General features: G+C 70.5%; 23 protein-coding genes. 7 read left to right on the top strand and 16 right to left on the bottom strand.

Going from position 1 to position 25,702, the window contains the following annotated elements:
• Positions 1–78: 78 nt before the first annotated feature.
• From DEJ25_RS05895 to DEJ25_RS05850, 11 genes are all read right to left on the bottom strand, one after another.
• Complete coding sequence (locus tag DEJ25_RS05895; RefSeq protein WP_111044071.1) at positions 79–1,077, bottom strand: ABC transporter permease; 999 nt, start codon at positions 1,075–1,077, stop codon at positions 79–81.
• Entirely contained in the window at positions 1,074–2,012 is a 939-nt protein-coding gene (locus tag DEJ25_RS05890; RefSeq protein ID WP_110904362.1) for an ABC transporter permease, read from the bottom strand. The genes DEJ25_RS05895 and DEJ25_RS05890 overlap by 4 nt, the downstream gene beginning before the upstream one ends.
• Positions 2,009–3,808: an ABC transporter ATP-binding protein gene (locus DEJ25_RS05885; protein WP_111044070.1), complete on the bottom strand. Its 1,800-nt coding sequence runs from the start codon at positions 3,806–3,808 to the stop codon at positions 2,009–2,011. Before DEJ25_RS05885 ends, DEJ25_RS05890 begins: the two co-directional genes overlap by 4 nt.
• Positions 3,805–5,472, bottom strand: coding sequence for an ABC transporter substrate-binding protein (locus DEJ25_RS05880; protein WP_111044069.1), 1,668 nt, complete (start codon positions 5,470–5,472; stop codon positions 3,805–3,807). Before DEJ25_RS05880 ends, DEJ25_RS05885 begins: the two co-directional genes overlap by 4 nt.
• A 184-nt stretch (positions 5,473–5,656) precedes the next feature.
• The gene (locus DEJ25_RS05875) at positions 5,657–6,544 is read right to left on the bottom strand and encodes a cation-transporting ATPase (RefSeq protein WP_111044068.1); all 888 of its coding nucleotides are present in this window, start codon (positions 6,542–6,544) and stop codon (positions 5,657–5,659) included.
• A gap of 112 nt (positions 6,545–6,656) precedes the next feature.
• A complete protein-coding gene (locus DEJ25_RS16600) occupies positions 6,657–6,827 on the bottom strand; it encodes a hypothetical protein (protein WP_181427357.1) in 171 nt (56 codons plus the stop codon).
• A gap of 449 nt (positions 6,828–7,276) precedes the next feature.
• Positions 7,277–8,554 (bottom strand): FAD-binding protein, encoded by a 1,278-nt coding sequence (locus DEJ25_RS05870; protein ID WP_258366430.1) that lies wholly within the window; start codon positions 8,552–8,554, stop codon positions 7,277–7,279.
• Between the two features lie 28 nt (positions 8,555–8,582).
• Complete coding sequence (gene araA / locus DEJ25_RS05865) at positions 8,583–10,112, bottom strand: L-arabinose isomerase (RefSeq protein ID WP_111044066.1); 1,530 nt, start codon at positions 10,110–10,112, stop codon at positions 8,583–8,585.
• Positions 10,109–10,810, bottom strand: a complete 702-nt coding sequence (locus DEJ25_RS05860) for an L-ribulose-5-phosphate 4-epimerase (protein ID WP_111044065.1) — start codon at positions 10,808–10,810, stop codon at positions 10,109–10,111. The genes araA and DEJ25_RS05860 overlap by 4 nt, the downstream gene beginning before the upstream one ends.
• Entirely contained in the window at positions 10,807–12,480 is a 1,674-nt protein-coding gene (locus DEJ25_RS05855; RefSeq protein ID WP_111044064.1) for a xylulokinase, read from the bottom strand. The genes DEJ25_RS05860 and DEJ25_RS05855 overlap by 4 nt, the downstream gene beginning before the upstream one ends.
• 102 nt (positions 12,481–12,582) lie before the next feature.
• Positions 12,583–14,496: a glycoside hydrolase family 127 protein gene (locus tag DEJ25_RS05850; protein WP_111044063.1), complete on the bottom strand. Its 1,914-nt coding sequence runs from the start codon at positions 14,494–14,496 to the stop codon at positions 12,583–12,585.
• A 156-nt stretch (positions 14,497–14,652) separates the two neighbouring features.
• On the opposite strand from DEJ25_RS05850, the gene DEJ25_RS05845 reads away from it, so the two are divergent.
• Complete coding sequence (locus tag DEJ25_RS05845) at positions 14,653–15,096, top strand: helix-turn-helix domain-containing protein (protein WP_111044062.1); 444 nt, start codon at positions 14,653–14,655, stop codon at positions 15,094–15,096.
• Between the two features lie 27 nt (positions 15,097–15,123).
• Positions 15,124–15,723 (top strand): PIN domain-containing protein, encoded by a 600-nt coding sequence (locus tag DEJ25_RS05840; RefSeq protein WP_111044061.1) that lies wholly within the window; start codon positions 15,124–15,126, stop codon positions 15,721–15,723.
• Between the two features lie 6 nt (positions 15,724–15,729).
• Here DEJ25_RS05840 and DEJ25_RS05835 read toward each other — a convergent pair whose 3' ends face one another.
• Positions 15,730–16,788, bottom strand: a complete 1,059-nt coding sequence (locus tag DEJ25_RS05835; protein ID WP_146240622.1) for a substrate-binding domain-containing protein — start codon at positions 16,786–16,788, stop codon at positions 15,730–15,732.
• Positions 16,789–16,973: 185 nt separating this feature from the next.
• On the opposite strand from DEJ25_RS05835, the gene chvE reads away from it, so the two are divergent.
• The 3 genes from chvE (at position 16,974) to mmsB (ending at position 20,933) form a co-directional block, all read left to right on the top strand.
• On the top strand, positions 16,974–18,104 hold the full coding sequence (gene chvE, locus DEJ25_RS05830; RefSeq protein WP_181427356.1) for a multiple monosaccharide ABC transporter substrate-binding protein: 1,131 nt from the start codon (positions 16,974–16,976) through the stop codon (positions 18,102–18,104).
• Between the two features lie 110 nt (positions 18,105–18,214).
• On the top strand, positions 18,215–19,765 hold the full coding sequence (mmsA, locus tag DEJ25_RS05825; RefSeq protein ID WP_111044059.1) for a multiple monosaccharide ABC transporter ATP-binding protein: 1,551 nt from the start codon (positions 18,215–18,217) through the stop codon (positions 19,763–19,765).
• Positions 19,752–20,933: a multiple monosaccharide ABC transporter permease gene (mmsB, locus tag DEJ25_RS05820; protein WP_111044058.1), complete on the top strand. Its 1,182-nt coding sequence runs from the start codon at positions 19,752–19,754 to the stop codon at positions 20,931–20,933. Before mmsA ends, mmsB begins: the two co-directional genes overlap by 14 nt.
• A gap of 144 nt (positions 20,934–21,077) precedes the next feature.
• Here the strand turns inward: mmsB and DEJ25_RS05815 are convergent, their stop codons facing one another.
• Entirely contained in the window at positions 21,078–22,454 is a 1,377-nt protein-coding gene (locus DEJ25_RS05815; protein WP_111044057.1) for an alpha-amylase family glycosyl hydrolase, read from the bottom strand.
• 92 nt (positions 22,455–22,546) lie between these two features.
• Between DEJ25_RS05815 and DEJ25_RS05810 the strand changes: the two genes are divergently transcribed.
• The gene (locus DEJ25_RS05810; RefSeq protein ID WP_111044056.1) at positions 22,547–22,945 is read left to right on the top strand and encodes a DUF3253 domain-containing protein; all 399 of its coding nucleotides are present in this window, start codon (positions 22,547–22,549) and stop codon (positions 22,943–22,945) included.
• 87 nt (positions 22,946–23,032) lie between these two features.
• Here DEJ25_RS05810 and DEJ25_RS05805 read toward each other — a convergent pair whose 3' ends face one another.
• Genes DEJ25_RS05805 through DEJ25_RS05795 form a run of 3 tightly spaced genes read right to left on the bottom strand, consistent with a single transcriptional unit; the run spans position 23,033 to position 25,160 of the window.
• Complete coding sequence (locus DEJ25_RS05805; protein ID WP_111044055.1) at positions 23,033–23,401, bottom strand: hypothetical protein; 369 nt, start codon at positions 23,399–23,401, stop codon at positions 23,033–23,035.
• Between the two features lie 41 nt (positions 23,402–23,442).
• Positions 23,443–24,036 (bottom strand): nucleotidyltransferase domain-containing protein, encoded by a 594-nt coding sequence (locus DEJ25_RS05800; RefSeq protein ID WP_110904348.1) that lies wholly within the window; start codon positions 24,034–24,036, stop codon positions 23,443–23,445.
• Between the two features lie 50 nt (positions 24,037–24,086).
• On the bottom strand, positions 24,087–25,160 hold the full coding sequence (locus DEJ25_RS05795; RefSeq protein ID WP_111044054.1) for a spore photoproduct lyase family protein: 1,074 nt from the start codon (positions 25,158–25,160) through the stop codon (positions 24,087–24,089).
• 60 nt (positions 25,161–25,220) lie between these two features.
• On the opposite strand from DEJ25_RS05795, the gene DEJ25_RS05790 reads away from it, so the two are divergent.
• A complete protein-coding gene (locus DEJ25_RS05790) occupies positions 25,221–25,532 on the top strand; it encodes a biopolymer transporter Tol (protein WP_111044053.1) in 312 nt (103 codons plus the stop codon).
• Positions 25,533–25,702: the final 170 nt, after the last annotated feature.

Raw genomic sequence — 25,702 nt, 5'->3', positions numbered from 1 at the left:
TCTCGTGGTTCGGGCCGGTTCCTGTTGTGCGGGTCCGGCCTGCGCCACGGGCGGGCAGCGCAGGACGGGAGGCTCGCCCTACGTCCGGCGGCGCACTCGCGGGTCGACGACGGCGTAGACCAGGTCGACGACGACGTTCGCGGTGACCACCAGGAACGCCGAGAACACCGTGAAGCCGACGACGACCTGCAGGTCCAGGGTGTGCACCGCGTCGATGAGCAGCGCCCCGAGCCCCTGCATCGAGAACACCTTCTCGGTGATGACCGCGCCGCCGAGCAGGGTCCCGAGGTCCAGGCCGAACAGCGTCACCACGGGCAGGATCGCCGTCCGCAGCCCGTGCCGCACGACGACCTGGCGCTCGCGCAGGCCCTTGGCACGGGCCGTCCGGACGAAGTCCTGCCCCATCGCCTCGAGCATCTCGCCGCGGGTGAGCCGGGCGTAGATCGCGGCACTGATGAACGCGAGCACACACCACGGCAGCACCAGGTGCGTCAGCCAGCCGACCGGGTCCTCCGTCAGCGGCACGTACCCACTCGTCGGCAGGATCCCGAGCACGAACCCGAACAGCAGGATCGACAGCAGCCCGATCAGGTACGCCGGCGAGGACACCCCGGCCACCGCGATCGTCATCAGGGTGCGGTCGAGAGCCGAGCCGGGTCGGAGCGCCGAGACGGTCCCACCGAGCACACCGGCGACGAGCCAGAGGAGCGCGGCACCGATCGCGATCGACGCCGTCACCGGCAGCCGGTCGACGATGAGCGTGGTGACGCTCTCGTGCAGCTGGAAGGAGTACCCGAAGCAGGGCGCGGCGCACTGCACGGCCGAGACGCCGCTGCCGAACGACCGACCGGTGAAGATCCCGCCGAGGTAGGCCGTGAACTGCAGGATCCACGGCTTGTCGGTTCCGAGGAACGCCTGCACCTGCGCCAGCCGGTCGGGGGTGCAGGGCTTGTCGCAGATCGCCCGCGCCGGGTTCGTCGGCAGGAGCATGAACAGGGCGTAGGTGATCGCAGCGACGACGAGCAGCACGACGACGGCGCCGAGCACGCGGAACAACACGAAGCGCAACGCGGTCATCGGGTGCCTCCTCTCGGGTCCAGTGCGTCGCGGAGGGCGTCGCCGAGCACGTTGAATGCCAGGGTGACGAGGAACAGGGCGGCTCCGGGGAAGACGAGGTACATCGGGTCGGTCTGCACCCATCCGACGGCGTCGCCGATGCTCCGCCCCCAGGACGGCGTCGGCGGGGTGACGCCGACGGCCAGGAACGACAGCGCCGCCTCGGCACCGATCATCGACGGGATCGAGATGGTGGCGTAGACGGTGATCGTCGCGGCCAGGTTCGGCAGGAGCTGGGTCCGGATGACGTGCCAGCGGCCTGCCCCCATCGCCGTTGAGGCGACGACGTAGTTCCGCTCGCGGAGGGACAGGGTCTGCCCGCGGATCACGCGAGCGACCGCCGGCCAGCCGAAGAACCCGATGACGAGCACGACCAGCACGGGCTTCGGGAACGAGGTCGGCACGATCGCGGTCAGGGCGATCATGAACACCAGCGACGGGAAGCCGAACATCACGTCGACGACCCGGCTGAGCACCCGGTCGTACCAACCGCCGAAGAAGCCGGTGGTGACGCCGACGAGCACGCCGATGACGAGCGACACCACGGTCGCGGCGAGCCCGATGCCGAGCGACGTCCGCGCGCCGTAGGTGACGATCGCGAAGAGGTCCCGACCGGTCAGCGGTTCGACGCCGAACCAGTGCTGCGCACTCATCCCACCGAGGGGACCGCGGGGTGCGCCGAAGTCGTTGAGGGCGTCGACGTGGTAGCCGTACGGGTCCTGCCCACTGATCCGGGCGATGAGCGGCGCGGCGAGGGCGACCACGACGAAGACGGCGATGACGACCGCGGAGACCACGGCCCACCGGTCACGACGGATGCGGCCGACGAGGGCACGGAAGCCGGTGCCGGAGCCCGGAGCCAGACGGACCGGACGGTCGACGACGTTCGCGGTCATGCGACCACCCCTTCCCATCCGCGCCAGGCGCGGCGGCGTTCCGCCTGCCGGGCGGGGTCGGCGACGGGTGCGGCGGCGAGCAGCATGCGGGTGTAGTCCTCCTGCGGGTCGTCGAGGACGGCCTGGGTCGTACCGTGTTCGACGATCCGCCCGTGGTGCAGCACGGCCACACGGTCGGCGAGCTGTCGGACGACGGCCAGGTCGTGGCTGACCAGCAGGCACCCGAACCCGAACTCGTCCTGCAGGTCCCGGAGCAGGTCGAGCACCGCTGCCTGCACGGTCACGTCGAGCGCCGAGGTCGGTTCGTCGGCGATGAGCAGGGCCGGCCGGAGCGCCAGGGCCCGTGCCACGGCGACGCGCTGTCGCTGCCCGCCGGAGAGCTGGTGCGGGAACCGCTCGGCCCACGACGGGTCGAGCTGCACGGCCTGGAGCAGTTCCCGGACGCGTGCCGGTCGGTCGGCGCTCGGCTCGTGCACCAGGAGCGGCTCGGCGATGCTCCATCCGATGCTCTGCCGGGGGTTCAGCGACGAGGCCGGGTCCTGGAACACGATGCCGACGCGCTTCCGGATCTCGCGGAGACGACGGCCGCGGGCGGTGCGGAGGTCCTGCCCGTCGACGTCCACCGTCCCCTGGACCACCGGGACGAGGCCGGCCAGGGCACGACCGATCGTGGTCTTGCCGGAGCCTGACTCCCCCACGAGCCCGAGGGTCTCGCCGGCGTGCAGCTCCAGGTCGATGCCCGAGACGGTGGGCTCGCCGCGGCGCGAGTACCGCACGCCGACGTCGCGCAGGCGCGCGACCACCGGCCGGGAGGCGCGCCCCGCGTCCTCGATCGGCACCGCGCCGAGTCTCGCGTCCGCGGACAGATCGTGGCTCCCCGGGGCCGCGTCGTGTCCGCCAGAGCGAGTCTCGGCCGAGGTGCCGTCCGTGGCGGAGGTGGGACGCGCCTCTCCCCGCGAGCTCGGCCGCCCCGCCGCTCCGCGAGCTCCGCGGCGCGGCGGGACCGGCACGAGGGGGCCCAGGGCGGGCACGGCGGCGAGGAGCGCACGCGTGTACTCGGCCTGCGGGTGCGCGAACAGCTCGACGACCGGGCCGTGCTCGACGGGGTCGCCACGGCGCATCACGAGCACCTCGTCGGCGACGTCCGCCACCACACCCATGTCGTGCGTGATGAGCAGCACCGCGAGCCCGCGGTCACGGCAGAGGGTCCGGAGCAGGTCGAGGATCCCCGCCTGCACGGTGACGTCGAGCGCTGTGGTCGGCTCATCCGCGATGAGCGCGACCGGGTCACCGGCCAGTGCCATCGCGATCATCGCGCGCTGCAGCTGCCCGCCGGACAACTCGTGCGGGAAGGCCTTCCGGATCCGCGCCGGGTCGTCGAGGCCGGCGGACCGGAGGAGCTCGTCCACCCTCGCAGACACCCCTGCGCGGTCGAGGGACGTCGAGTGCGCCCGCACCGCTTCGGCGATCTGGGTCCCGATCGACAGCACCGGGGTGAACGAGTTCATCGGTTCCTGGAACACCACGCCGATGCCGGCACCGCGGACCTGGCGGAGTTCCTCGACGGGTGCACCGACGAGCTCCTCGCCGCGGAACCGGGCGCTGCCCTCGACGCGCGCCTGCGGTGGCAGGAGTCCGAGCACGCTCATGGCACCCACGGACTTGCCGGAGCCGGACTCCCCGACGAGCGCGAGCACCCGTCCGGGCGTCAGGTCGAAGGAGACGTCACGGACGACGGGCTCCGCGTCGCCGAACGCGACGCGGAGCCCACGGACTTCCAGGATGGGACCGGTCACCGCTTGAGCGAGACCTTGAGGTAGTTCGGGTACGCCGGGAAGTCGGCGATCTGGAAGTTCTGGACGTCCGAGCCGGCCAGGAACGACTGCTTGGCGTACATCAGTGGCACGACCGGGGCGTCGGCCATGATCGTCTTGTCCGCCTTCGCCCAGGTCTTCTGCGCGTCGTCCTGGTCGACCGTGGCGCTGGCCTTCGCGATGAGCGCGTCGACCTCCGGGTTGCTGTACTTCGAGACGTTGTAGCCACCGCCACCGATCTGCGACGAGTCGTAGAGCGGCTGCAGGTTGGCGTTCGCGCTCGGGAAGTCGGGCTGCCAGCTCGACAGCGACAGGTCGAAGTCGGTGCCGTTCGTGGTGGCCTGCGTGAACGAGTCGTAGTCGAGCGGCTTCAGCGTGACCGTGATGCCGGCGCGCTTGAGTCCGGCCTGCAGGGCCTGTGCCTGGGCGAGGAACGTCGGGTCGTTCTGCGTGACGAGCGTCAGCTTGAGGTCCGAGACACCGGCCTGTTCGAGCAGGGACTTCGCCTTGTCGACGTCACCCGTGGCGCTCGTCTTGTAGAGGTCGTAGTCCTGACGTCCGGCGATGCCCGGCGTGATCAGCGTCGAGGCGTAGGTGCCGGCGAGGGCACCGCCCGCGGCGATCCGGAACGACTTCCGGTCGACCGCGTACTGCAGGGCCTGACGGACCTTGAGGTCCTTGAGTTCGCCGCGCTGCGTGTTGATCGCCATGTAGCTGATCGGCCCGGCTTTCGACGTGGCGAGGCGGTCCTGCGCGGACGGGTTGCTGCGGACCTGGTTGAGCTCGGCGGCACCGAGGTAGATCGCACCGAAGGAGCTCTTCGCGTCACCGTTGTCGGCGATCAGCGTCTGCGTGACCGTGGACGGGTCCTGGCTCTCCTTGAAGACGATCTTCGAGGGGCCGGCGGTGCGGACCTCGTCGGTCTTCGCGGACCAGGCCTCGTTGCGGACCAGGGTGACCTGCGAGCCCTGCTGGTTCGACTGCACCTGGTACGGGCCGGACGCGACCGGCTTGAGGTCGTACGCACCGGTGTCGGTGCCCTCGCCCTCGGGGACCGGGGTGAACGCCGGCATCGACGCGAGCCACGGCCAGTCGCCGTACGCGTCGTTGAGCTTGAAGACGATGGTCTTGTCGTTCGGGGTCTCGATGCTGTCGAGGCTCTTGCCCTCGAACGGCCCCCGGTAGTCACTGCCGCCCACCAGGAGGGACTTGTGGTAGCTGAGGCCACCGGACAGGGTCGGCGCGAACGAGCGCTCGATCCCCCACTTGATGTCCTTCGTCGTGATCGGCGTGCCGTCCTGGAACTCGACGCCGTCCTTCAGCGTGTACGTCCAGGTCTTGCCGCCGTCGCTCGCGACGCCGGTGTTCGTGGCGAGGTCCGGGACGACCTTCGCGGTCTTGCCCGGCTCGACGTCCCACGTGGTGAGGCGACGGGCGACGAGGCCCATCGAGGTGATGCCGAGGCTCTGGCTCGTCGCGGGGTCGAGGTGGAACGCGGTCTGGGACGTGAGGATGTTGAGCGTGCCGCCCTTGTCCGTCCCGCCGCTGGCGTCGTCGGAGGCGTCGCCGCCCGAGCAGCCCGTGAGGACCAGGGCCGCTGCGGCGGCGACAGCCGCGGTGATGGTCAGGCGCTTCGGACGTCTCATGACGACGGGTCTCCTTGTTCGGGGGTGCCGGGTGGGCGGCGTCCATCCTGGCACCGCGCCCGGATCCGTTCCGAATCCCGCGCGTGCGGGACGACGCACGACGAAACACTCCAAGTCGTCGGCGTCGTCCGCCATTCCCGAACGGTGGTCGCGATCTGGGGACCGTGCGGTCTCCAGAGACGGCTCAGCGGTCGAAGAAGTCGCCGATCCCGGGCCACTGGAAGCCCTCGCCGAGGTTCCCGACCTGTTCGCCGAGACCACCGAGCGCCTGCTCCCCCTGCGCTGCGACACCCTCGACGCTGCCACCGAGGTCGCCGAGGTCGCCGAGGTCGCCGAGACCGCCGCCGACCGTGTCGCCGAGGCCGGCCGCGACACCCTCGAAGTCCACGCCGAGGTCCGCCGCCTGTGCCAGCACCGGTCCCGCGGCCGCGCTGATGACCGCACCGCCGGCGACCGCGACCGCGAGACCGCCGACCGCCAGAGCACCGCCACCGATCGCTGCGCCACCGAGCACCTTCCGCATCGTGCCCGGTCGGCTCGTCTCGCCCCGGGTCGCGGCTCGGGCGAGGCCAGCCGCGGACGCGTCGGTCGACCGGTCGTGCTGCGGGACCTCGGCGTTCAGCCGCTGCAGGACCTGCTGCCGCTGCTCCGGGGCGAGTCGGGCGAACGCGTCGTGGTGCGCCTGCTCGAGGCGCTCGGGGTCGGCGGTCTTCAGCAGGTAGTCGTACTTCGCGATCGCAACGCGGTCGGCCTCGTTCGCGTGGGCGCGGCCCTGCCCTGCGCCCGGCTGTTGCGGCGCGGATCGCTGCTGCTGGCCGTACGGCTGCTGCTGGCCAGAGCGCGGGTGGCCCGACTGCTGGTGCTGCTGGCCCCCGCGGTCGTCGCCCGTCAGCTTCTCCGCCGCGGTGCGCACCAGCCCCCGCCAGTCCCTCCCGCCGGGTCGGCCGGGCTGCCGGTACTGCTGCACACCCCCGGCCTGCTGCCCGCTGCCGGGCTGCTGGCCGGAGCGCTTCTGGAGCTGCTTGTCGATGACCTTCGAGGCCATGCCGAGGATGCGGTTCAGGTTCGCCATACCTGACCTTTGCGTTCTCACATGTACGGTCCCGGCGACGACCCGGTGGACCAGCGGTGCAGTCCCCCGACATCCCCTGTGAGGACCGCCGCGGTCCCACTCGTGAACCTCCTCACTCCGTGTCGACGTCTTCCGGCGCCGTCAGTCCCACGCTGCCGGCCTCGTCCCGGCACGGTCGCCGGAGCGGCGCGGTGAGTTGCCAGGCGAACACGCCGCAGAGCCCGACGGTGCTGAGCAGGACGAGCGCGAGGAACGGTACGAGATGCGATCCGATGACGTCCATGCCGCTGTGCCCTCCGAGCCGTGATGCCACTGGAATACGTGTATCACGCCGGTAGGCTTGTCGTCGAGCGCGCGACCGCCGGACCGCGCTCAGAGCGGACGAGTGAAGCCCGGGACTGCGACAACAGTCCCGGGCTTCGGTTCGCTCTCCGAGTGGAGGGCCAGGGGAAGCGCACTTCCCCCGAGTTCAGCACTCGGGCGCAAGTGTAGCCGAGCCCGCTCGGCGGCACACCCCTGGCCTGACGCTCCTCGTGTCCGCCGGCGATGACACCAGGAGGTCTCGATGTCCCACGACGACGAGCGCCGGCCCAGGCGTCAGGTCCCGTGGCTGGGGATCGCGAGCTTGCTCGTGACCCTCGCGCGGTTCCTGCACGACCTAAGCCGCAAGGGCCAGTGACGAGGGCGCCCCGCACCGCACCCAGCGGCGCGGGGCGCTCCCGTCCGACGGGGTCAGCCGAGCACACGCTCCAGGAACGGGTTGCGGAACCGCCCCTGCGGATCGAGGTCCCGCGCCAGCGCCGCGAACGCGCCGAGCTGCGGGTAGACCTGGTGCAGCCGCTCCGAGCTCGCCGCGGTGACCTTCCCCCAGTGCGGGCGGGGAGCGAAGGGCGCGAGGGCGTTCTCGATGAGGGGCAGCGCGACGGCCACGTCCTCGGTCCGCCGACGGAACGTGAAGTGGAACGCGACGGAGTCCTGCCCCGAGCTCGGCGCGAGCCAGGCGTCGTCGGCGGCGATGCGCCGGATCTCGGAGACGAACAGCACGGGTGCGATGGCGTCCCCGATGCTCCGGAGGGCCTGGATCGCGGGCACGGCGTCGCTCGCGGCGATCATGTACTCGGCCTGGATCTCCTGGCCCGCGGACGGCGTGAACGACGACCGGAAGTGCGGCAGTCGCTCGTGCCAGGGTCCGGGCACGCCGCCCTGTTCGGTGACGCCGACGGTCTCGCTGCCGGGCACGGGGTGGATCGGTTCGGCGCCGGCGACGGCACCGAGGGCGGCGAGGTCGATGACCGCGTCGTCGCGGTCCTCGCGTCGCTTCGTCCAGATCTGCCGGATGCCGTCGTCGGTGTACCCGGTGAACATGCTGACGCTGTAGCCGGCCGACATGATCGACTCGAACTGCGCGTCGACGACGTCCCAGCCGACGCCGGTGTGCACGGTCTGCGCGACGCGGTAGGTCGGTTCGATGGCCAGGTGCACCGCGACGACGACTCCGAGTGCGCCGAGGGCGACCCGGTGCGCGTCGAGCCGCGGGTCGTCCGCACCGACGACCTCGACGTCGCCGGAGGCCCGGACGATCTCGAGTCCGACGACGGACTGGGCGAGCGACGCGTTGCCGACGCCGGAACCGTGGGTGCCCGTCGCGACGGCGCCGGCGACGGAGATGTGCGGCAGGGACGCGAGGTTCGCGAGGGCCCAGCCACGGGCCTCCAGGCCGACGGCGACCTGCGCGTGCGTGAGACCGGCGGCGACGCGGGCCACGCGCCGGTCCGAGTCCACGTCGAGTTCGGGCGGGAGGCCCGTGAGCGTCACCTGCACCGCGTCGGTGTCGGCGATGGTGTTGAACGAGTGGCGTGACCCGAGCGCCGTCAGGCGCGGGGTCGAGGCGACCAGCCGCTGGAGTTCGTCCACGCTCGTCGGTTCCGCCAGGCGGCTCGCCGAGTAGGTGACGTTCCCCGCCCAGTTGGTGCGGGTGGGGGCTGCAGTGGTGGTGTCGTCGTCGATCACGTCGCTCATCGTAGGCCTCCCGACCGGCTCAGAAGCCGCGGTCGAGCCGGTGCCAGGTCTGCTGCGTGCGGACCTCGTCGCGGAAGCCGCGCAGCGTGGTGTGCTCGTCGATGACCAGGAACTCGGTGCCGATCATGGTGGCGAGGTCCTCGATCACCTGGATGCCGACGGCCGTCGTCATCACGGTGTGGTGCGCGGCACCGGCGGTGAGCCAGGCCTCGGCGGACACGGGGAACGAGGGCTGCGGCTCCCAGACGGCCCGGCCGACGGGCAGGTTCGGCAGCGCCTCGGTCGGCGGGACGACCTGGACGACGTTGGCGGTGAGGCGGAAGCCGTCGCGGGTGTCGCTCAGTGCGGCGACGACCGCGGGGCCGGCGTCCGCGGTGAAGACCAGGCGCACCGGGTCGTCCTTGCCGCCGATGCCGAGCGGGTGGATCTCCAGCGTCGGCGTCGCGCTGGTGAGCGTCGGGGAGACCTCGAGCATGTGGGCACCGAGGATCTTCTCCGCGCCCGGCGTCAGGTCGTACGTGTAGTCCTCCATGAGCGAGGCGCCGCCGGGGAGTCCGGCGCCGGCGACGTTCATCGCGCGGACGAGGACGGCGGTCTTCCAGTCCCCCTCGGCACCGAAGCCGTAGCCGTCCGCCATCAGCCGCTGGACCGCCAGGCCGGGCAGCTGCTTGAGCGTGCCGAGGTCCTCGAAGTTCGTGGTGAAGGCGGCGGAGCGGTTCTCGGCGAGCAGGGCGCGGAGGCCGAGCTCGATCGCGGCGCCGTCGCGGAGGGACTGGCGTCTCCCACCGTGGGCCCGGAGCTCCGGCACCAGGTCGTAGGCGCTGTCGTACTGCGCGACGAGCGCGTCGACGGCGGCGGTGTCGGCGGTGGCGGTCTCGACGGCTGCGACGAGGTCGTTGACGCCCCAGGTGTTGACCTGCACGCCGAGTTCGATCTCGGCCTCGGTCTTGTCGCCCTCGGTGACGGCGACGTAGCGCATGTTGTCGCCGAAGCGGGTGAGCTTGAGCTCGCGGATGGCGGCGGCCCCGGCAGCGGCGCGGGTCCAGTCGGACACCCGCTGCTGCACGCGCGGGTCGGACACGTGCCCGACGGCGGTGGCGTGCCGGACACCCATCCGTGCCAGGGCGTACCCGAACTCACGGTCGCCGTGCGCGGCCTGGTTGAGGTTCATGAAGTCGAAGTCGATGTCCGCCCACGGCAGCGCGACGTTCGCCTGCGTGTGCAGGTGCAGCAGCGGTTTCGTCAGCGCGTTGAGCCCACCGATCCACATCTTCGCCGGGCTGAACGTGTGCATCCACGTCGTCACACCGATGACCTTGTCGTCGGCGCTGGCCTCGATCAGGGCTCGACGGATCCCGTCGGCGTCCTTGAGGACGGGCTTCCAGACGAGCGTCACCGGCAGCGCTCCCGCAAGGGCCTCGTGCACGGCGCGGCTCTGCTCCTCGACCTGGCGGAGGGTCTCCTCGCCGTAGAGGCCCTGTGAGCCGGTGAGGAACCAGACCTCGTAGCCGTCGAGTGTGGCCTGGGGGTCGACGTTGTCCTGCGTCATCGCATGGCTCCTTCAGGGTTCTGTCCGTAGACGTTCTGGTATCGGTCGAACAGGCGGTCGATGTCCTCGGGCGCGATCGGCACGAGGTCACCGCCCTGCTTCGCGATGTGGACCGTGCGTGCGACGTCCTCGCACATCACGGCGGCCTTGACCGCGTCCTTCGCGTCCTTGCCGATCGTGAAGACGCCGTGGTTCTGCATGAGGACTGCCCGGGAACGATGTCCGCCGAGGGTGTCGACGATGCCGCGGCCGATCGAGTCGTCGCCGATGATCGCGAACGGGCCGACCGGGATCGGCCCGCCGAACTCGTCCGCCATCGCGGTGATCACGCACGGGATCTCCTCAGCGCGGGCGGCCCACGCCGTGGCGTACGTCGAGTGGGTGTGCACGACGCCGTTCACCTCGGGCATGTTCCGGTACACGAAGGCGTGCGCGGCCGTGTCGGAGGACGGGCCGTGCTCGTTGCCCCAGCCCTCGGCCGGAACGCCGTCGAGGGTGCAGACGACCTGGTTCTCCGGGGTCAGGTCCTCGCTGACGACGCCGCTCGGCTTGATGACGAACAGGTCGGTGCCGGGCACGCGCTCGGAGACGTTGCCGCCGGTCCAGATGACCAGGCCGTAGCGGACGAGTTCGCCGTGCAGTCGGGCCACGCGCTCACGCGCTGCGGCGACGGCCGCTCGGGTGGTGTCGTCGGTCATGAGTTCACGTCCTGTTCCTGCTGGTGTTCGGTCGGGAGGCCTGGGCCGGCTGCCGTCGTCGGCTCGCCGCTCGACGTCGCCGCGTCTCGGGCGCCGGGGACCGCGGCGGCGATCGCCTGGATCGGCAGCGCCGCGCGGAAGCGGTCGAGGTACACCGTGAACCCGTCGACGTCGCGCTGGTCCGGGTCGACGACGTCCGAGGCCGCCGTCCCGAACACGGTCGTGTCGAGGTACTCGGCGAGGGAGGTGCCGGCGGCGTGCTCGAGGTAGGCGGCGAGGACGGCGATGCCCCACGCCCCGCCCTCGCTGGCGGTCGCCTCGAGGGCCACGGGCACGCGGAGTGCGGCGGCGAGCTGGCGCTGCGGCAGCCCGGGCGTCCGGAAGAGCCCGCCGTGCGCGGTCATCCGGTCGACGGTGACGCCCTCGCCGTGCAGGACCTCCATACCGATGGCGAGCGTCGCGAAGGCACCCATCAGTTCGGCGCGGACGAGGTTGCCGAGCGTGAAGCGGGCGTCGGGCGCGCGGAGGAGCAGCGGGCGACCGTCCTCGACACCGGTGACCGGTTCGCCGGCCAGGTAGTTGACCGCGAGCAGGCCGCCGGCGTCCGGGTCGGCGGTGGCGGCCTCGTCGAGGAGCGTGCGGAACACGGAGTCGGCGTCCGCCGGGCTGCCGGCGGCCTCCGCGAAGCGGCCGAACACGCGGGCCCAGCTGCCGATCTCGCTGGCGCCGTTGTTGCAGTGCACCATCGCGACGGCGTCGCCGGCGGGGGTGGTGACGACGTCGAGCTCCTCGTGCGGGGTGTCGAGCGGGCGCTCGAGCACGACCATCGCGAAGATGCTCGTGCCGACGCTGACGTTGCCGGTGCGCTGGGCGACCGCGTTCGTGGCGACCATGCCGGTGCCGGCGTCACCCTCGGGCGGGCAGAGCGGTGCGCCCGGCTGCAACGTGCCCGTGGGATCGAGCCAGGCGGCGCCCTCCGTGGTCAGGGTTCCGGCGTCCTGGCCTGCGACACGGACCTCGGGCAGGAGTGCGCGGAGGTCGGGGACGCCGATCAGGTCCTGCGCGGTGCTGAGCATCCCGGCGTCGTAGTCGCCGGTGGCGGGGTCGATCGGGAACATGCCCGATGCGTCGCCGACCCCGAGGACGTCCTGCCCGGTGAGCTGGCGGTGCACGTACCCGGCGAGCGTCGTGATGCCCGTGGTCTGCGCGACGTGCTGCTCGTCGTCGAGGACGGCCTGGTACAGGTGCGCGATCGACCAGCGGAGCGGGATGTTGAAGCCGAGGGCGTCGCTCAGTGCAGCCGCAGCGGGGCCGGTCGAGGTGTTCCGCCAGGTGCGGAACGGCACGAGCAGCTCACCGTCGGCGTCGAACGGCAGGTAGCCGTGCATCATCGCCGAGACGCCGACGGCGCGGAACGTCGTCGGCACCGAGCCGTGCTGCTCCTGCAGGTCCGAGACGAGTGCGGCGTACGCGGCGCGCACGCCGGTCTCGACGGCGGCCAGCGGGTACGTCCAGCGGCCGTCGACGAACTCGTTCTCCCACTCGTGGGAGCCCGCGGCGATGACCGTCAGGTCCTCGCCCACCAGACACGCCTTGATCCGGGTCGACCCGAGTTCGATGCCGAGGGTCGTGCGGCCGTCCGCGATCTCGCGGGTCCGGTCGTCGCTCATGGTGGGCCTCCTGCTCTCGCCGTCGAGTGAGCGCTCACACCGTAGCGCGTGAGCGCTCACCCGACAACTCGTCCGGCCGTGTCGCGGCGGGAGCGACCCGGGTCAGCCGACGGGCAGGAACACCCGCATCGTGGACGGCCCGCGGTTGCCCCACGTCGCGTACGGCACGAGCCGGACCGTCTCCGGCTCGGTCTCCTGCACGTCGGGGTCGCCGTACGGCAACGGCCCGACACGGTGCACCGTGCGCTGGCGCACCCGCATGCGCACCGCGTCCGGTCCGTCGTCGAGCGGGTCCGACCCGGGCTGCACCACGACGTCGCCGACGTCCCGACCGAGGTCCGTGGACTCCAGGGCGTACACGAGCGGGCCGCGCTCGACCGCGACCGTGCCGCGGACCGCATCGATCCGCGGGTCCGGCACCGTGAGCCGAGCGGCGACCGGCACCGTGAGGGTCACGCGGTCCCCGACGGCGAAGGTCCGCACGACGGTGACGGTGTCCTCCCCGTGGACGGACCGGGTGCCGTCGACCGACCGGGTGCCGTCGGGGGTCTCGAGGACGGCCTCCGACGCCCAGGACGGCACCCGGAGGCGCAGCGCCACCGGGGTCCCGCTCGCCGCGGTCGCCTCGACCGAGACCGTGCCCGCGGCCGGCCACCCCGAGCGCACCCGGAACGCGGCCGTGGCGCCGCCCGGCAGGGTGGTGTCGACGTCGTAGTCGCCGTACTGGTGCAGCTGCAGGCCGTCGTCCGTCATGGTGGCGAAGACCGACTCGACGCTGGCCAGCGTCCGGGCCAGGTTCGTCGGGCAGCACGAGACCTCGAACCAGGGCGCCCGCAGGCTCGACAGCGCCCGCGCGCTGAGGTCGTCCTCGGGTGGGGCAGCACCCTCGACCCGCTGGTGCATGGTGTTGGCGTAGAAGAACGCCCGCCCGTCCTCGCGCGGTGCGACCATCATCGCGTTGTACAGGGTCCGCTCGATCAGGTCCGCGTACTTGGACTCCCCCGTCTCGAGCAGCAGGCGCCAGGACACCATGTTCGATGCGATCGCCGCGCAGGTCTCGCCGTACTCGCGGTCCGGCGGCAGCTCGAAGTCGGCGCCGAACGACTCGTCCTGGTGGTGCGACCCCATCGCCCCGGTCAGGTAGGTGCGGGTCGCCACGGTGTTCGTCCACTGCCGTTCGACGGCCGCGACGAGTTCGGCGTCGCCAGTCTCCACGGCGACGTCGACCGCGCCGGCCGCCAGGTACATCGCCCGGACGGCGTGCCCGCGCCAGACGCCCGCCTGGCGCACCGGCAGGTCGTCCTGGAAGTACTCCGGTCCGAACGCGATCGGGCCGAGCAGCCCGTTCCCCCGGCGGTCGATGAACAACTGCGCCAGCCGGACGTACCGGTGGTCGCCGGTCGCCCGACCCAGCTCGACGAGCGCCGGTTCGATCTCCGGGTGGCCGCACACCGCCTCCCGTCCGCCGTCCCCGAACACCCCGACCAGGTGGTCGGCGACGCGGACGGCCACGTCGACCAGTCCGCCGCTGCCGGCGGTGCGCAGTCGCGCGACGGCGGCCTGGATGAGGTGCCCCATGCAGTAGAGCTCGTGGCCCCATTCGAGGTCGGACCAGCGCGGACGCTGCCAGGGGCGACCGAACGCGGTGTGCAGGTAGCCGTCGTCGTCCTGTGCGGCAGCGACCCGGTCGACGAGCCGCTCGTACCGCTCCGCGAGCTCCGGGTCCCCGGTGCGCCCGAGCTCCCACGCCATCGCCTCGAGCAACTTGTAGACCTCGGAGTCGACGAACTCGATACCGGCGTGCGTGAACTCCTCGCCGGTCGCGGCACCGTCGAAGTTGCCGGCCCAGCCGATCCGCTCGATCCAGTCCTCGCAGTGCCGCAGGACGACGCTGCCGTTCCGCTCCTGCCACTCGCCCCAGTAGCCGCCGGTGAGCCGCAGCGCACCGTGCGGCAGCGGGCGGAGTCGGGAGGTCGTGGGCGATACCGGGCCGGTCGAGGGAGACGTCGTCGTCATGTCGAGAGGCTACGCCGGGCGGCGCTGTCCGACGCCGGACAGCGTGGCCACGCGCTGGCGACTTGCCGGATCACCGGTCATCACCCGCGCCACGGGGTTGCACTTGTAAGTGCAACCCCGTAGCGTCAAGGGGAGTTCCAGCACTCGGGAGGCACCATGACACCGTCGACGACGCTCGCGATGACGCAGGGCCTCGCTGCCGACCCCACCGTCCGACGCGATGCGGTCCAGGTCATGGAGGACACCGCAGACCGCGTGGTCGAAGCGGTCCTCCTGCAGCTTGACGACGGGACGAGCGCACGGGTGCCGGCGTCCCTCACCGGAGCCCTGGTCGCGTTCATGCAGGCCGCAGCCGATGGATCCGAGATCAGCATCCGCCTGATCGCATCGGAACTCACCACGACCGGCGCGGCGCAACTCCTGGGCGTCTCGCGGCCGACGGTGATGAAGATGGTCACCCGAGGGGACCTCGCCGCGCATCGCGTCGGCACCCACACACGGCTTCGTCGTGACGACGTCCTGGCACTCCGGGACCGGCGCCAGGCGGACCGAGCGGCAGCGGCGGACGAACTGCTCGCGGCAGGCGAACCCTTCGACTGACATGTGACATGGGGGTATCGTGGGAAGATGCCCAAACGCGTGTTCGTCGACGCCAACGTGCTGGTCAGCAGGACGCTCCGCGACTGGGTGTGCCTGCTCCGCGCCGAGATTCCGTGGATGTTCCAACTCCACACCACAGAGGACGTCCTCGCCGAGACGATCGCCACGCTCCGAGCCCTCCATCCGCAGCGGGACGGCGGCGCCACCACTCGCCTCCGGGCAGCGATCCTCGGGAGCATCGACGAACTCGTCGCCGACTTCCCGGGAGACGTGCCGTGGAGCGGAACGGACCCGAAGGACCGCCATGTGCACGCCCCGGCGCTCTCCGCCCGAGCAGAGGTGTTGCTGACGGAGGACCGCGGATTCCATGCCCTCGACGACCTCCCGTACGAGGTCATGTGCTGCGACCACTTCTTCGTCCTCGTGGACGACACGTTGCCGTGGGGCGTCCGCGCGACCGTTCGCCGGATGAACGGGTACTGGGCGAGCCGACCCGGACCGCACGCCGGTCTGGTCACGGCGCTCGTCCGGGCGGGTTGCCCGGCCTTCGCCCTCAGGGTGGCGGACCATCTCCGAGCAGACGACGGCGTGCCAGGTGGACGATCGGATGTCGTCGTCATCGACTGACGCCGATCACGCCGAGCGCCGCACCACCAGCTCGGGCTGCAGGAGCGCGTCGTCGTGCAGCCCGCCCTCGAGCAGCGCCCGCGCCGAGGCCAGCACCCGCTCCCCCATCGCCTGGAAGTCCTGCCGCACGGTGGTGAGCGGCGGCGTGAAGTGCGCGGCCTCCGGCACGTCGTCGAAGCCGATGACGGCGATGTCGTCCGGCACGCGGAGCCCTTCTTCCGCGAAGGCGTGCAGGACCCCGAGCGCCATCTGGTCGTTGCCCGCGAACACGGCGTCGACCGTCGCGGCGTCCATCGCCCGGCCGGCCGCGAACCCGCTGGCCGGCGTCCAGTCCCCCTCGTACACGACCGGCGTCAGGCCCCGGGTGCGCATGATCCGCTCGTAGGTCGCGCGGCGGACCTCGGCCTCCTGCGAGACCGTCGGCCCGGCGATGTGCACGATCCGACGGTGGCCGAGGTCGAACAGGTGCTGCAGCGCCAGGGTCGCACCGGCCGCCTGGTCGATCGCGACCGCGGAGATCGTCGCCCCGCCGCTCCCGGGCACGACCAGATCGGTCGGCAGGGCGTCCCGTTGCACCGCGTTCGCGACGACGACGGGCACCGTGACCGGCAGCGTCAGCGACGCGAGGGCGTCGAGCACCCGGTTGTCGGCGGCGACGAGGACCACGGCGGCGACGTCCTGCGCCAGCAGCGTGGACAGCGCCTCGGACAGGTCGAGGGGCTTCGGGTCGTCCGGCAGCGTCGAGAGCAGCACGTGGTACCCCGCGGTCCGGGCAGCACGCTCGAAGCCGATGGCGGTGCTCGACGGTCCGTAGAGCGCATCGCCCGCGCTGACCAGGCCGAGGGCGCGGCTCCGTCCGCCGGCGAGTGCCCGCGCAGCAGCCCGGGGCCGGTACCCGAGGGCGGCGACGGCGTCGGTGACCTTCGTCCGGAACTGCTCCCGGACCGTCGGGTCCCCGTTGATCACCCGGGAGACGGTCTGGTGGGAGACGCCCGCCCGCTCGGCGACGTCGAAGATCGTCGGGGCCTTGCGTCCCCTGCCGTTCGGCGTCGCGGTCGTCGTCATCCGGTCACCGTACCGCGACACCAGTTCGGGGACGCGACATCCCGATCTGGTCTCGACGAGTTGACACCACCCCACCGAGCCCACATGATGTGAGCGCTCACTTGGAGCATCACATCCCCAGCGGGACACAGCAGCCCCGCACCTGAACGCGTCGATGCCGACGCGAGAGGAACAGAGGTACTTCGATGAAGAAGCGCAGGATCGTCGCGGGCGCAGCAGCTCTCGGTCTCGCCCTCTCCCTGGCCGCCTGCTCTGCCGGCGGCCGTGCCTCCACCGACAACGGTGGCGGCAGCACGGACAACAAGGGTGCCCTCGTCGGCGTCGCGATGCCCACCAAGGTGTCCGAGCGCTGGATCAAGGACGGCAACGCCGTCAAGAGCGACCTCGAGAAGGCCGGTTACAAGGTCGACCTCGAGTACGCGGACAACAAGATCCCGCAGCAGGTCCAGCAGGTGAGCAACATGATCACCAAGGGCGCGAAGGTCCTCATCGTCGCCTCGATCGACGGCGGCTCGCTCTCCGACCAGCTCGACGCCGCCGCCAAGGCCGGCATCAAGGTGATCTCCTACGACCGCCTGCTCACGGGCAACAAGAACGTCGACTACTACGTCTCGTTCGACAACTACAAGGTGGGCGTCGACCAGGCGAACTCGCTCCTGACTGGTCTCGGCCTCCTCGACGAGGACGGCAAGAAGACCAACGAGAAGGGTCCGTTCAACATCGAGGTCTTCGCCGGCTCGCCCGACGACAACAACGCCACGTTCTTCTTCAACGGCGCGATGGACACCCTCAAGCCCTACCTCGAGGACGGCACGCTGAAGATCGGCTCCGGCCAGGACGGCTTCACCCAGGCCGCGACGCAGCAGTGGGACCCGGCGAAGGCCCAGTCCCGCATGCAGAACCTGGTCGCCAAGTCGTACTCCGGCGGCACCAAGCTCGACGGCGTTCTCTCGCCCTACGACGGCATGTCGATCGGCATCATCTCGGCCCTCCAGGGCGCCGGTTTCGGTTCCGGCGACCGCCCGCTCCCGACCATCACCGGTCAGGACGCCGAGGCCGCCTCGGTGAAGTCGATCGTCGACGGTCAGCAGTACTCGACCATCTACAAGGACACGCGTCAGCTGGCCGAGAAGTCGGCGAGCATGGCCGAGGACCTGCTGTCGGGCAAGAAGCCCGAGGTCAACGACACCAAGACCTACGACAACAAGGTCAAGGTCGTCCCGACGTACCTGTTCCAGCCGACGGTCGTCACGAAGGACAACTACGAGAAGGTCCTGATCGACTCGGGCTACTACACCGAGGCCGACCTCAAGTAGTCGCAACCCCCTGACGGACCGGGAGGCGCGGTGCACGCCCGCACCGCGCCTCCCGTCCTGTCTCCCCTCCACTCGCGCGCCGTCCCGGCGCCCCAACGGAAGGCGGTCCCGTGGCGGACACCATCCTCGAGATGCGCGACATCACCAAGACGTTCCCCGGCGTCAAGGCCCTGCAGAACGTCTCGCTCCAGGTCGAACGGGGCCAGGTCCACGCGATCTGCGGTGAGAACGGCGCGGGCAAGTCCACGCTCATGAAGGTCCTGTCGGGCGTCTACCCGACCGGCACCTTCGACGGCGAGATCCTGCTCGACGGCGAACCGGTCCGCTTCTCGAACATCAACGACTCCGAGGCAGCCGGCGTCGTCATCATCCACCAGGAGCTCGCACTGAGCCCCTACCTGTCGATCGCCGAGAACATCTTCCTCGGCAACGAGCGCTCCAAGGGCGGCTTCATCGACTGGAACAAGACGAACCTCGAAGCCGCCAAGCTCCTGCAGCGCGTCGGCCTCAAGGACAACCCGATCACGAAGATCGTGGACATCGGCGTCGGCAAGCAGCAGCTCGTCGAGATCGCGAAGGCGCTGTCGAAGAAGGTGAAGCTCCTCATCCTCGACGAGCCCACCGCAGCGCTGAACGACGACGACTCCGCGCACCTGCTCGAGCTCATCCGCTCGCTGCAGGACGAGGGCATGACGGCGATCATCATCAGCCACAAGCTCAACGAGATCAAGGCGATCGCCGACAAGGTCACGATCATCCGCGACGGCCAGACCATCGAGACGCTCGACATGCACGCCGGCGAGGTGTCCGAGGACCGCATCATCCGCGGCATGGTCGGCCGTGACCTCTCCACGCGGTACCCGGAGCACGAGTCGAAGATCGGCGAAGAGCTCCTGCGCATCGAGGACTGGACTGTCCACCACCCGCTGGACGCCTCCCGGGAGATCATCCACCAGGCGAACCTCAACGTCCGTGCCGGTGAGATCGTCGGCATCGCCGGACTGATGGGTGCCGGTCGCACCGAGCTCGCGATGAGCGTCTTCGGGCACTCGTACGGCACCGGCATCAGCGGCACCGTCTACAAGCGCGGGACGCCGATCAAGACGAACACGGTCACGGCGGCCATCGACAACGGTCTGGCCTACGCGACCGAGGACCGGAAGCGCTACGGCCTCAACCTGATCGACGACATCAAGCGGAACGTCTCCGGCTCGGCGCTCGGCAAACTCGCCAACTGGGGCTTCGTCAACGGTTCCGAGGAGACCACGATCGCGCGCAAGTTCCTCAAGGACCTGAACATCAAGGCCCCGACGGTCAACGCGATCACCGGCAAGCTCTCCGGCGGCAACCAGCAGAAGGTCGTCCTGTCGAAGTGGATGTACTCCGACCCCGACGTGCTCATCCTCGACGAACCGACCCGAGGCATCGACGTCGGCGCGAAGTACGAGATCTACACGATCATCAACGCGCTCGCCGACCAGGGGAAGGGGATCATCGTGATCTCCTCCGAGCTCCCCGAGCTGCTCGGCATCTGCGACCGCATCTACACGCTCTCCGAGGGCACCATCACCGCCGACGTCCCGCGCGCCGAGGCGTCGCCGGAAGTCCTCATGCAGTACATGACCCAGGAACGGGAGACCCCAGTCAATGAACGCGCTTAAGTCCGCCGCCAGCTACCTCACCGGGCAGCTCCGACAGATCGGCCTGTTCATCGCGCTGATCGTCATCGTCATCTTCTTCCAGGTGACGACGAACGGCATCACGCTGGCCCCGATCAACGTCTCGAACCTGATCGTCCAGAACAGCTACATCCTGATCCTCGCGATCGGCATGGTCATGGTGATCATCGCCGGCCACATCGACCTCTCCGTCGGTTCGGTCGTCGCGTTCACCGGCGCCATGGCCGGTGTCATGATCACCCAGTGGGGCATCCCCTGGCCGATCGCCGTCGTCCTCTGCCTGGTCCTCGGCGCGCTGGTCGGTGCGTGGCAGGGCTTCTGGATCGCCTACTTCGGGATCCCGGCGTTCATCGTGACCCTGGCGGGCATGCTCGCCTTCCGCGGTGCCGCCCAGATCGCCCTGCAGAACCAGCAGATCTCGCCCTTCCCGGACGGCTTCCGCTCGCTCGGCTCCGGCTTCCTGCCCTCCTTCGGCACCTCGGGCTACGAGCCGCTGACGATGGTCCTGGGGCTCGCCGCCGCGGCGATCCTCGTCATCACCGGCTTCCGTGGTCGTGCGACCCGTCGCAAGTACCAGCTCGAGGACGAGCCCTTCGCCTGGTTCATCACCAAGATGGTGTTCACCGTCGCGCTGGTCATCTTCATCGCGCTGCTGCTCGCCAGCTACAACGGCACCCCGATCGTCCTCGTGATCCTCGGCGTCCTGGTCATCGTGTACTCGATGGTCATGCGCAGCGCGGTGTTCGGTCGACACATCTACGCGATCGGCGGCAACCCGCTCGCCGCGCAGCTGTCCGGCGTCAAGACGAAGCGCGTCACGTTCCTGCTCTTCGTCAACATGGGTGTCATCTCGGCCCTGGCCGGCGTGGTGTTCACGGGGCAGCTCAACCTGGCCTCCCCGAGCGCGGGCAACGGCTTCGAGCTCGACGCCATCGCGGCCGTGTTCATCGGTGGCGCTGCGGTCACCGGCGGCATCGGCACGGTGCCGGGTGCGATCGTCGGTGGTCTCATCATCGGTCTGCTCAACAACGGCATGTCGATCCTCGGTGTCGGGTCCGAGTTCCAGCAGCTCATCAAGGGCCTGGTGCTCCTGGCCGCCGTCGCGTTCGACGTCTTCAACAAGCGCCGCGCGGCCAGCAGCCGCAAGTAGGACGGGGTCGGTCGTACGACCGGTCCCCGAAAGCGACAGATCTCCGTCGGAACTCGACGGAGATCTGTCGCTTTCGCATTGCGGTCGCGGGCTGCGGCTGGGGCGCTGCGGGCTGCGGGCTGCGGGCTGCGGTCGCGGGCTGCGTCAGCGGGACAGGACGGCCCAGCCGGCGGCCGGGAGGCGCAGGGTCCCGTCGCGCAGTTCCCCCGCGCCCGCCTCGACCCGGGTCGCGTCGGCTGCGGGCAGGACCACCGGTTCGGGCGAGAGGTTCAGGGCGGTGACCACGGCCTCCCGGTCGGTCGCCGTGCGGAGGACGAGCGCCGTGTTGTCCAGGTGGACCACGTCGGTGTGAGCGCGGTGCAGCCACGGGCGCCGACGGCGGAGTGCGACGAGCGCCTGGTGGGCGTGCAGCACCTCGGCCGCCGTGCCGGTGACCTCCGTCGGACCGGCGGGGAAGGCGGGCCGCACGGCGTCGTCACCGCCCTCGCGTTCCTCCTTGACCCCGGCCCAGGCGAACTCGTCGCCCGCGTAGACCGAGGGGGTGCCGGCCACCGTGAACAGCACCGCGATCGCGTGTCCGACGAATCCCTCCCCCACGGCCGAGGCGATCCGCGTCACGTCGTGGTTGCCGACGAACGTGCTCGGGGCGAACGTCGCCAGCAACTCGTCGTGCCGTTCGATCGCGTGCGCCAGCTCGTAGCAGTTGCGGTCCGCGATGCCGTGCCAGATGCCCTGCCAGAGCTCGTACTGGGTGGTGGAGTCCATCGTCGACGCGCGGACGATCGCGGCGGTGTCGCCGTGGATGACCTCGCCGGAGAACCACGCCTCGGGGAAGCGCTCCCGCACGCGCGGCAGCACGCGCGCCCAGAACGCCGGCGGGACCGCGTACGCGGCATCGAGCCGCCACCCGTCGATGCCGCGCTCGAGCCAGTGCGTCATGACCTGGACGACCAGGTCCTCGGTCGCCGACGAGGAGTGGTCGAGCGCCACCAGGATGTCGTGCCCCTCGAAGGAACCGACCGGCACCGGCTGCCCGGGCTGCCAGCCGTCCCAGTCGACGGCGAACAGCGGAGCGGTCTCGGCGTCCGGGCCCTGCTCGGCGAGTGCCCGGAAGGCCGGGTGCTGGCGCCCGACGTGGTTGAAGACGCCGTCGAGCAGGACCCGGATGCCGCGTCCTCGAGCTGCAGCCACCAGACGGTCGAAGTCGGCGTCGTCGCCCAGGCGCGGGTCGATCCGGAAGTGGTCGACGGTGTCGTAGCCGTGCGTCGAGCTCGCGAACACCGGCCCGAGCAGCAGCCCGTTGAGCCCGAGGTCGACGACGTGGTCGAGCCAGGCTTCCAGGCGCCCCAGGCGGTGCTCGACCGGGCGGTGCTCCACAGCGCTGTCGGGGCTGCTGCTCGGTCGGATCTCCGCACCGACGAAGCCGAGCGGGTAGACGTGCCACCACATCACGTGCTCGACCCAGGCGGGCTCGCCTGTCCTGGTCGTCGGCTCCGGGGTGCGGTCGGCGTCGTGGTCCATCCCTGCATGCTGCCAGCCGGCCCTGGTCAGAACCGCCGATCGGGGTACCGCCAGCCTGGATGCGCGTCGGTGGCGCGGACGATCATGGGCCCATGGGACGAGCCATCCGCACCGAGGACGACGCACGCCGACTCGACGCCGCACACGCTGAACGCACCTGCGCATCCTGCGGGCGGCGCATGCCCGCGTCGGCGGACACGGACACGAAGTGGTGCTCCGACGCCTGCCGTCGGCACAAGCTCGACGACACCGACCGGACGCTCGAGCGCACCATCGACGAGCTGCTCGACGCCCGGGCCACCACGTCGAGCATCTGCCCGTCCGACGCTGCCCGGGCGATCGGCGGCGAGGACTGGCGTGACCTGATGGAACCCGCCCGACGTGCTGCCCGACGCATGGTCGCCCGTGGCGAGGTCGAGATCACCCAGGGCGGGTACGTCATCGACCCGTCCACCGCCAAGGGGCCGATCCGGATCCGACGCCCGCGCTGAGCGACCTGTCTGGACCGCCGCTCGGGATCGTCGGGGTACAGCACGATCGACCCTGCCGTGAGCCCGACCGACGCCATCGTGGATCGGTCAGCGGCTCGGGTCGGTCTTCTGCCGCATCGCTGCGATGAGGCGTTCGAGCGCGAGCACGAGACGACTCGTCTGCTCGCGGGTCACGCGAGCAGACGAGTACTGGAAGTTCGTCTTCTCGTCGGTCAGACGTTTGAGTTGGTTGCCTGGCTGTCGGTCAGGTGAGCAAGCCGTGTCGAGCAGGCGTCGGGCCTGCGCGTGGTCCTCGCCGACGTGGTGCTGCCCGAGGACGGCCCCGCAGATCGCGTCGGCCGCCGCGATCCCGCCGAGGACGGCGTTCGAACCGGCGGCCTTCCAGTCGGCATGCGAAGTCGAGCCGGCACAGAGAACCGCTACCTCGTAGTACGCCTCAGCCTCGTCTCGTCGCATCCGGACTGCTGTTGCATCCATCACGCGCGTCCGGAGGGGCATCAGACGAGCGATCGGATGTCGGACCCGTACACGGTGTGCGCGTCGGCGCGCCACGAGCCCACGAGTGGATCCCCTTCGGTGGCGTACCGTTCGAGGTCAGCACGAGTGACGTCGAAGACCTGGCAGTCGTTGCCGGTCCAGCGCTGCACGAGATCGCCGAGACGGACGACCACATCGACGTTCGTCTCCGCAGCGAACACCACGAGCAGGTCGACGTCCGATTCGTCAGTGGCCGTTCCTCGGGCGAGCGATCCGAAGATCGACACGGACAACACGTCGACTTCGCTCCCCGCGATGAAGTCGTGGATGCGGCGCTCCAGTTCCGTTCGCGCGCCGAGCACGAGCTCGACTGCTGGCCACAGCAGGTGCTCGCGGTTGACCTGGTAGGCGGAGTGCTGCAGACCGCGCTCCACACGCACGAGTCCGGAGTGCTCGAGTTTGTCGAGTGCACGCTTGATGCCGGTGTGCTGTGCCGCCCCAGCGACCCTGGCGACCTGGCGTCCGGTCATGGCCGCGTCAGTCCGAGCGAGGACGCGGAGTGCGTCGGCCTGCGTGGGGCCGACGAGCGTGGCGAGGGGAGCGGCGAGTTGCATTCACCGAGTGTACCGCAGATCGGTACACGTGTACACAGACCGTGTACACGTCAGAAGGCATACCGGATCCGGCAGGACGGCAGGTCGTCGGCCACGAGCTGTCGGAAGCGCTCGATGTGCTGCGCTTTCATCGCTGCGCGGTACCGGATGTTGACGGCACCGTTCTGGGAGAGCTTCTGCTCCTGCAACTCGGGCCGCCACAGCAGGTCCTCCGCCTTCGGGTGCCAGCCCAGGTTCACCTCGTGCAGCTGCTCGTTGTGGGTGAGGAAGATGACCTCGGCTGCGAGCTGCGCCTTCGCGGCCGGGGACAGCACGTCGTCGACCTCCCGCAGCATCGCGGCCCAGTCCGCTTCCCACGTCGGGGTGAGGATCACGGGCGAGAAGTTCAGGTGCACTTCGTACCCGGCCTCGACGAAGTCGTTGACCGCCGCGATCCGTTCGGCGATCGGCGAGGTGCGGATGTCGGTCACCTTCGCCGTCTCGTGCGGCATGAGCGAGAACCGGATCCGGGTGCGGCCCATCGGGTCCCAGTCGAGCAGGTCGCGGTTGACGTACTTCGTGGCGAACGACGCCTTCGCCGTCGGCGTCATCCGGAAGAGATCGCAGAGGTCGCGCACGTTGTCGCTGAGCATCGCGTCGACCGAGCAGTCGCTGTTCTCGCCGATGTCGTAGACCCATGCGTCCGGGTCGCACTGGTTCGGTTCGGTCTTCGGACCCTGCTTGTGGATGTTCCGGGCGAGGTGCTTCGTGATCTGCTCGATGTTCGCGAAGACCGTGATCGGGTTGCTGTAGCCCTTGCGTCTGGGGACGTAGCAGTACGCGCACGCCATCGCACAGCCGTTCGCGGTCGAGGGAGCGATGAAGTCCGCCGAGCGACCGTTCGGGCGCGTCACGATCGACTTCTTGACGCCGAGCACGAGCGCCTCGGTCTTGATCCGGACCCACCGGGCGACGTTGCGCTCGTCGCCGTGCACCTCGGGGATCTGCCAGTGCGACGCGACCGGGACGATCTCGGCGTCCGGCCAGCGCCCGATGATCTCCTGTCCGCGCGGCAGTTCGAGCGCCGCGGTCTCGGCGTAGATACGCGTGACGTCGAGCAGGGGGCGCACGCGGGAGTCGGTCATCGCCCTCCGTTCTACCCGTCACCACCGACAACTCGGACGTCGCTCGGGCAGACTCGGAGCATGACCGCCGGTGTGGAGGATGACCACTTCTTCGTCGTGGGCGGTCGGCGGTGGCGGCGGATCGACCCGGCGCTCCCCGAGGACCTCGCCGCTCGGCTCCGGTCCCACCTCGGCCGCGGCCGGAACGGGGTGAAACTGGCGAAGCGGGCCGGGGACGAGGACGCCGTCGCCCGGGCCCGAGACCGGAACGGCCTCGCCAAGCACGGACTCGGCGAGCGCGGGCCCGAGTGGTGGACCCGACCAGTGCCCGAGCGGATCGCGCAGGCCGAGCAGGCCCTCGCCGACCTCGACCGGCTCGACGAGTCGCCGTGACCGACGACACCCGTCAGCCGAAGCCGCACGACGGCCGGCGGAAGGTGCGACCGCCGGTCACCCGTCCGATGGACGTGGCTCGGACGGTTCCCCACCTTCCGGATGAGGCGCGAGGGATCCTCGCGGCCGTAGGCTCGTCGCGGCGAGGACGCCGAGGAACGAGGGGGACC

It is taken from the genome of Curtobacterium sp. MCPF17_011 (assembly GCF_003234145.1).
Taxonomy (GTDB): Bacteria; Actinomycetota; Actinomycetes; order Actinomycetales; family Microbacteriaceae; genus Curtobacterium.
Note: the sequence above shows the minus strand (reverse complement) of the source record. Positions and strands in the feature narration are given on the sequence as shown.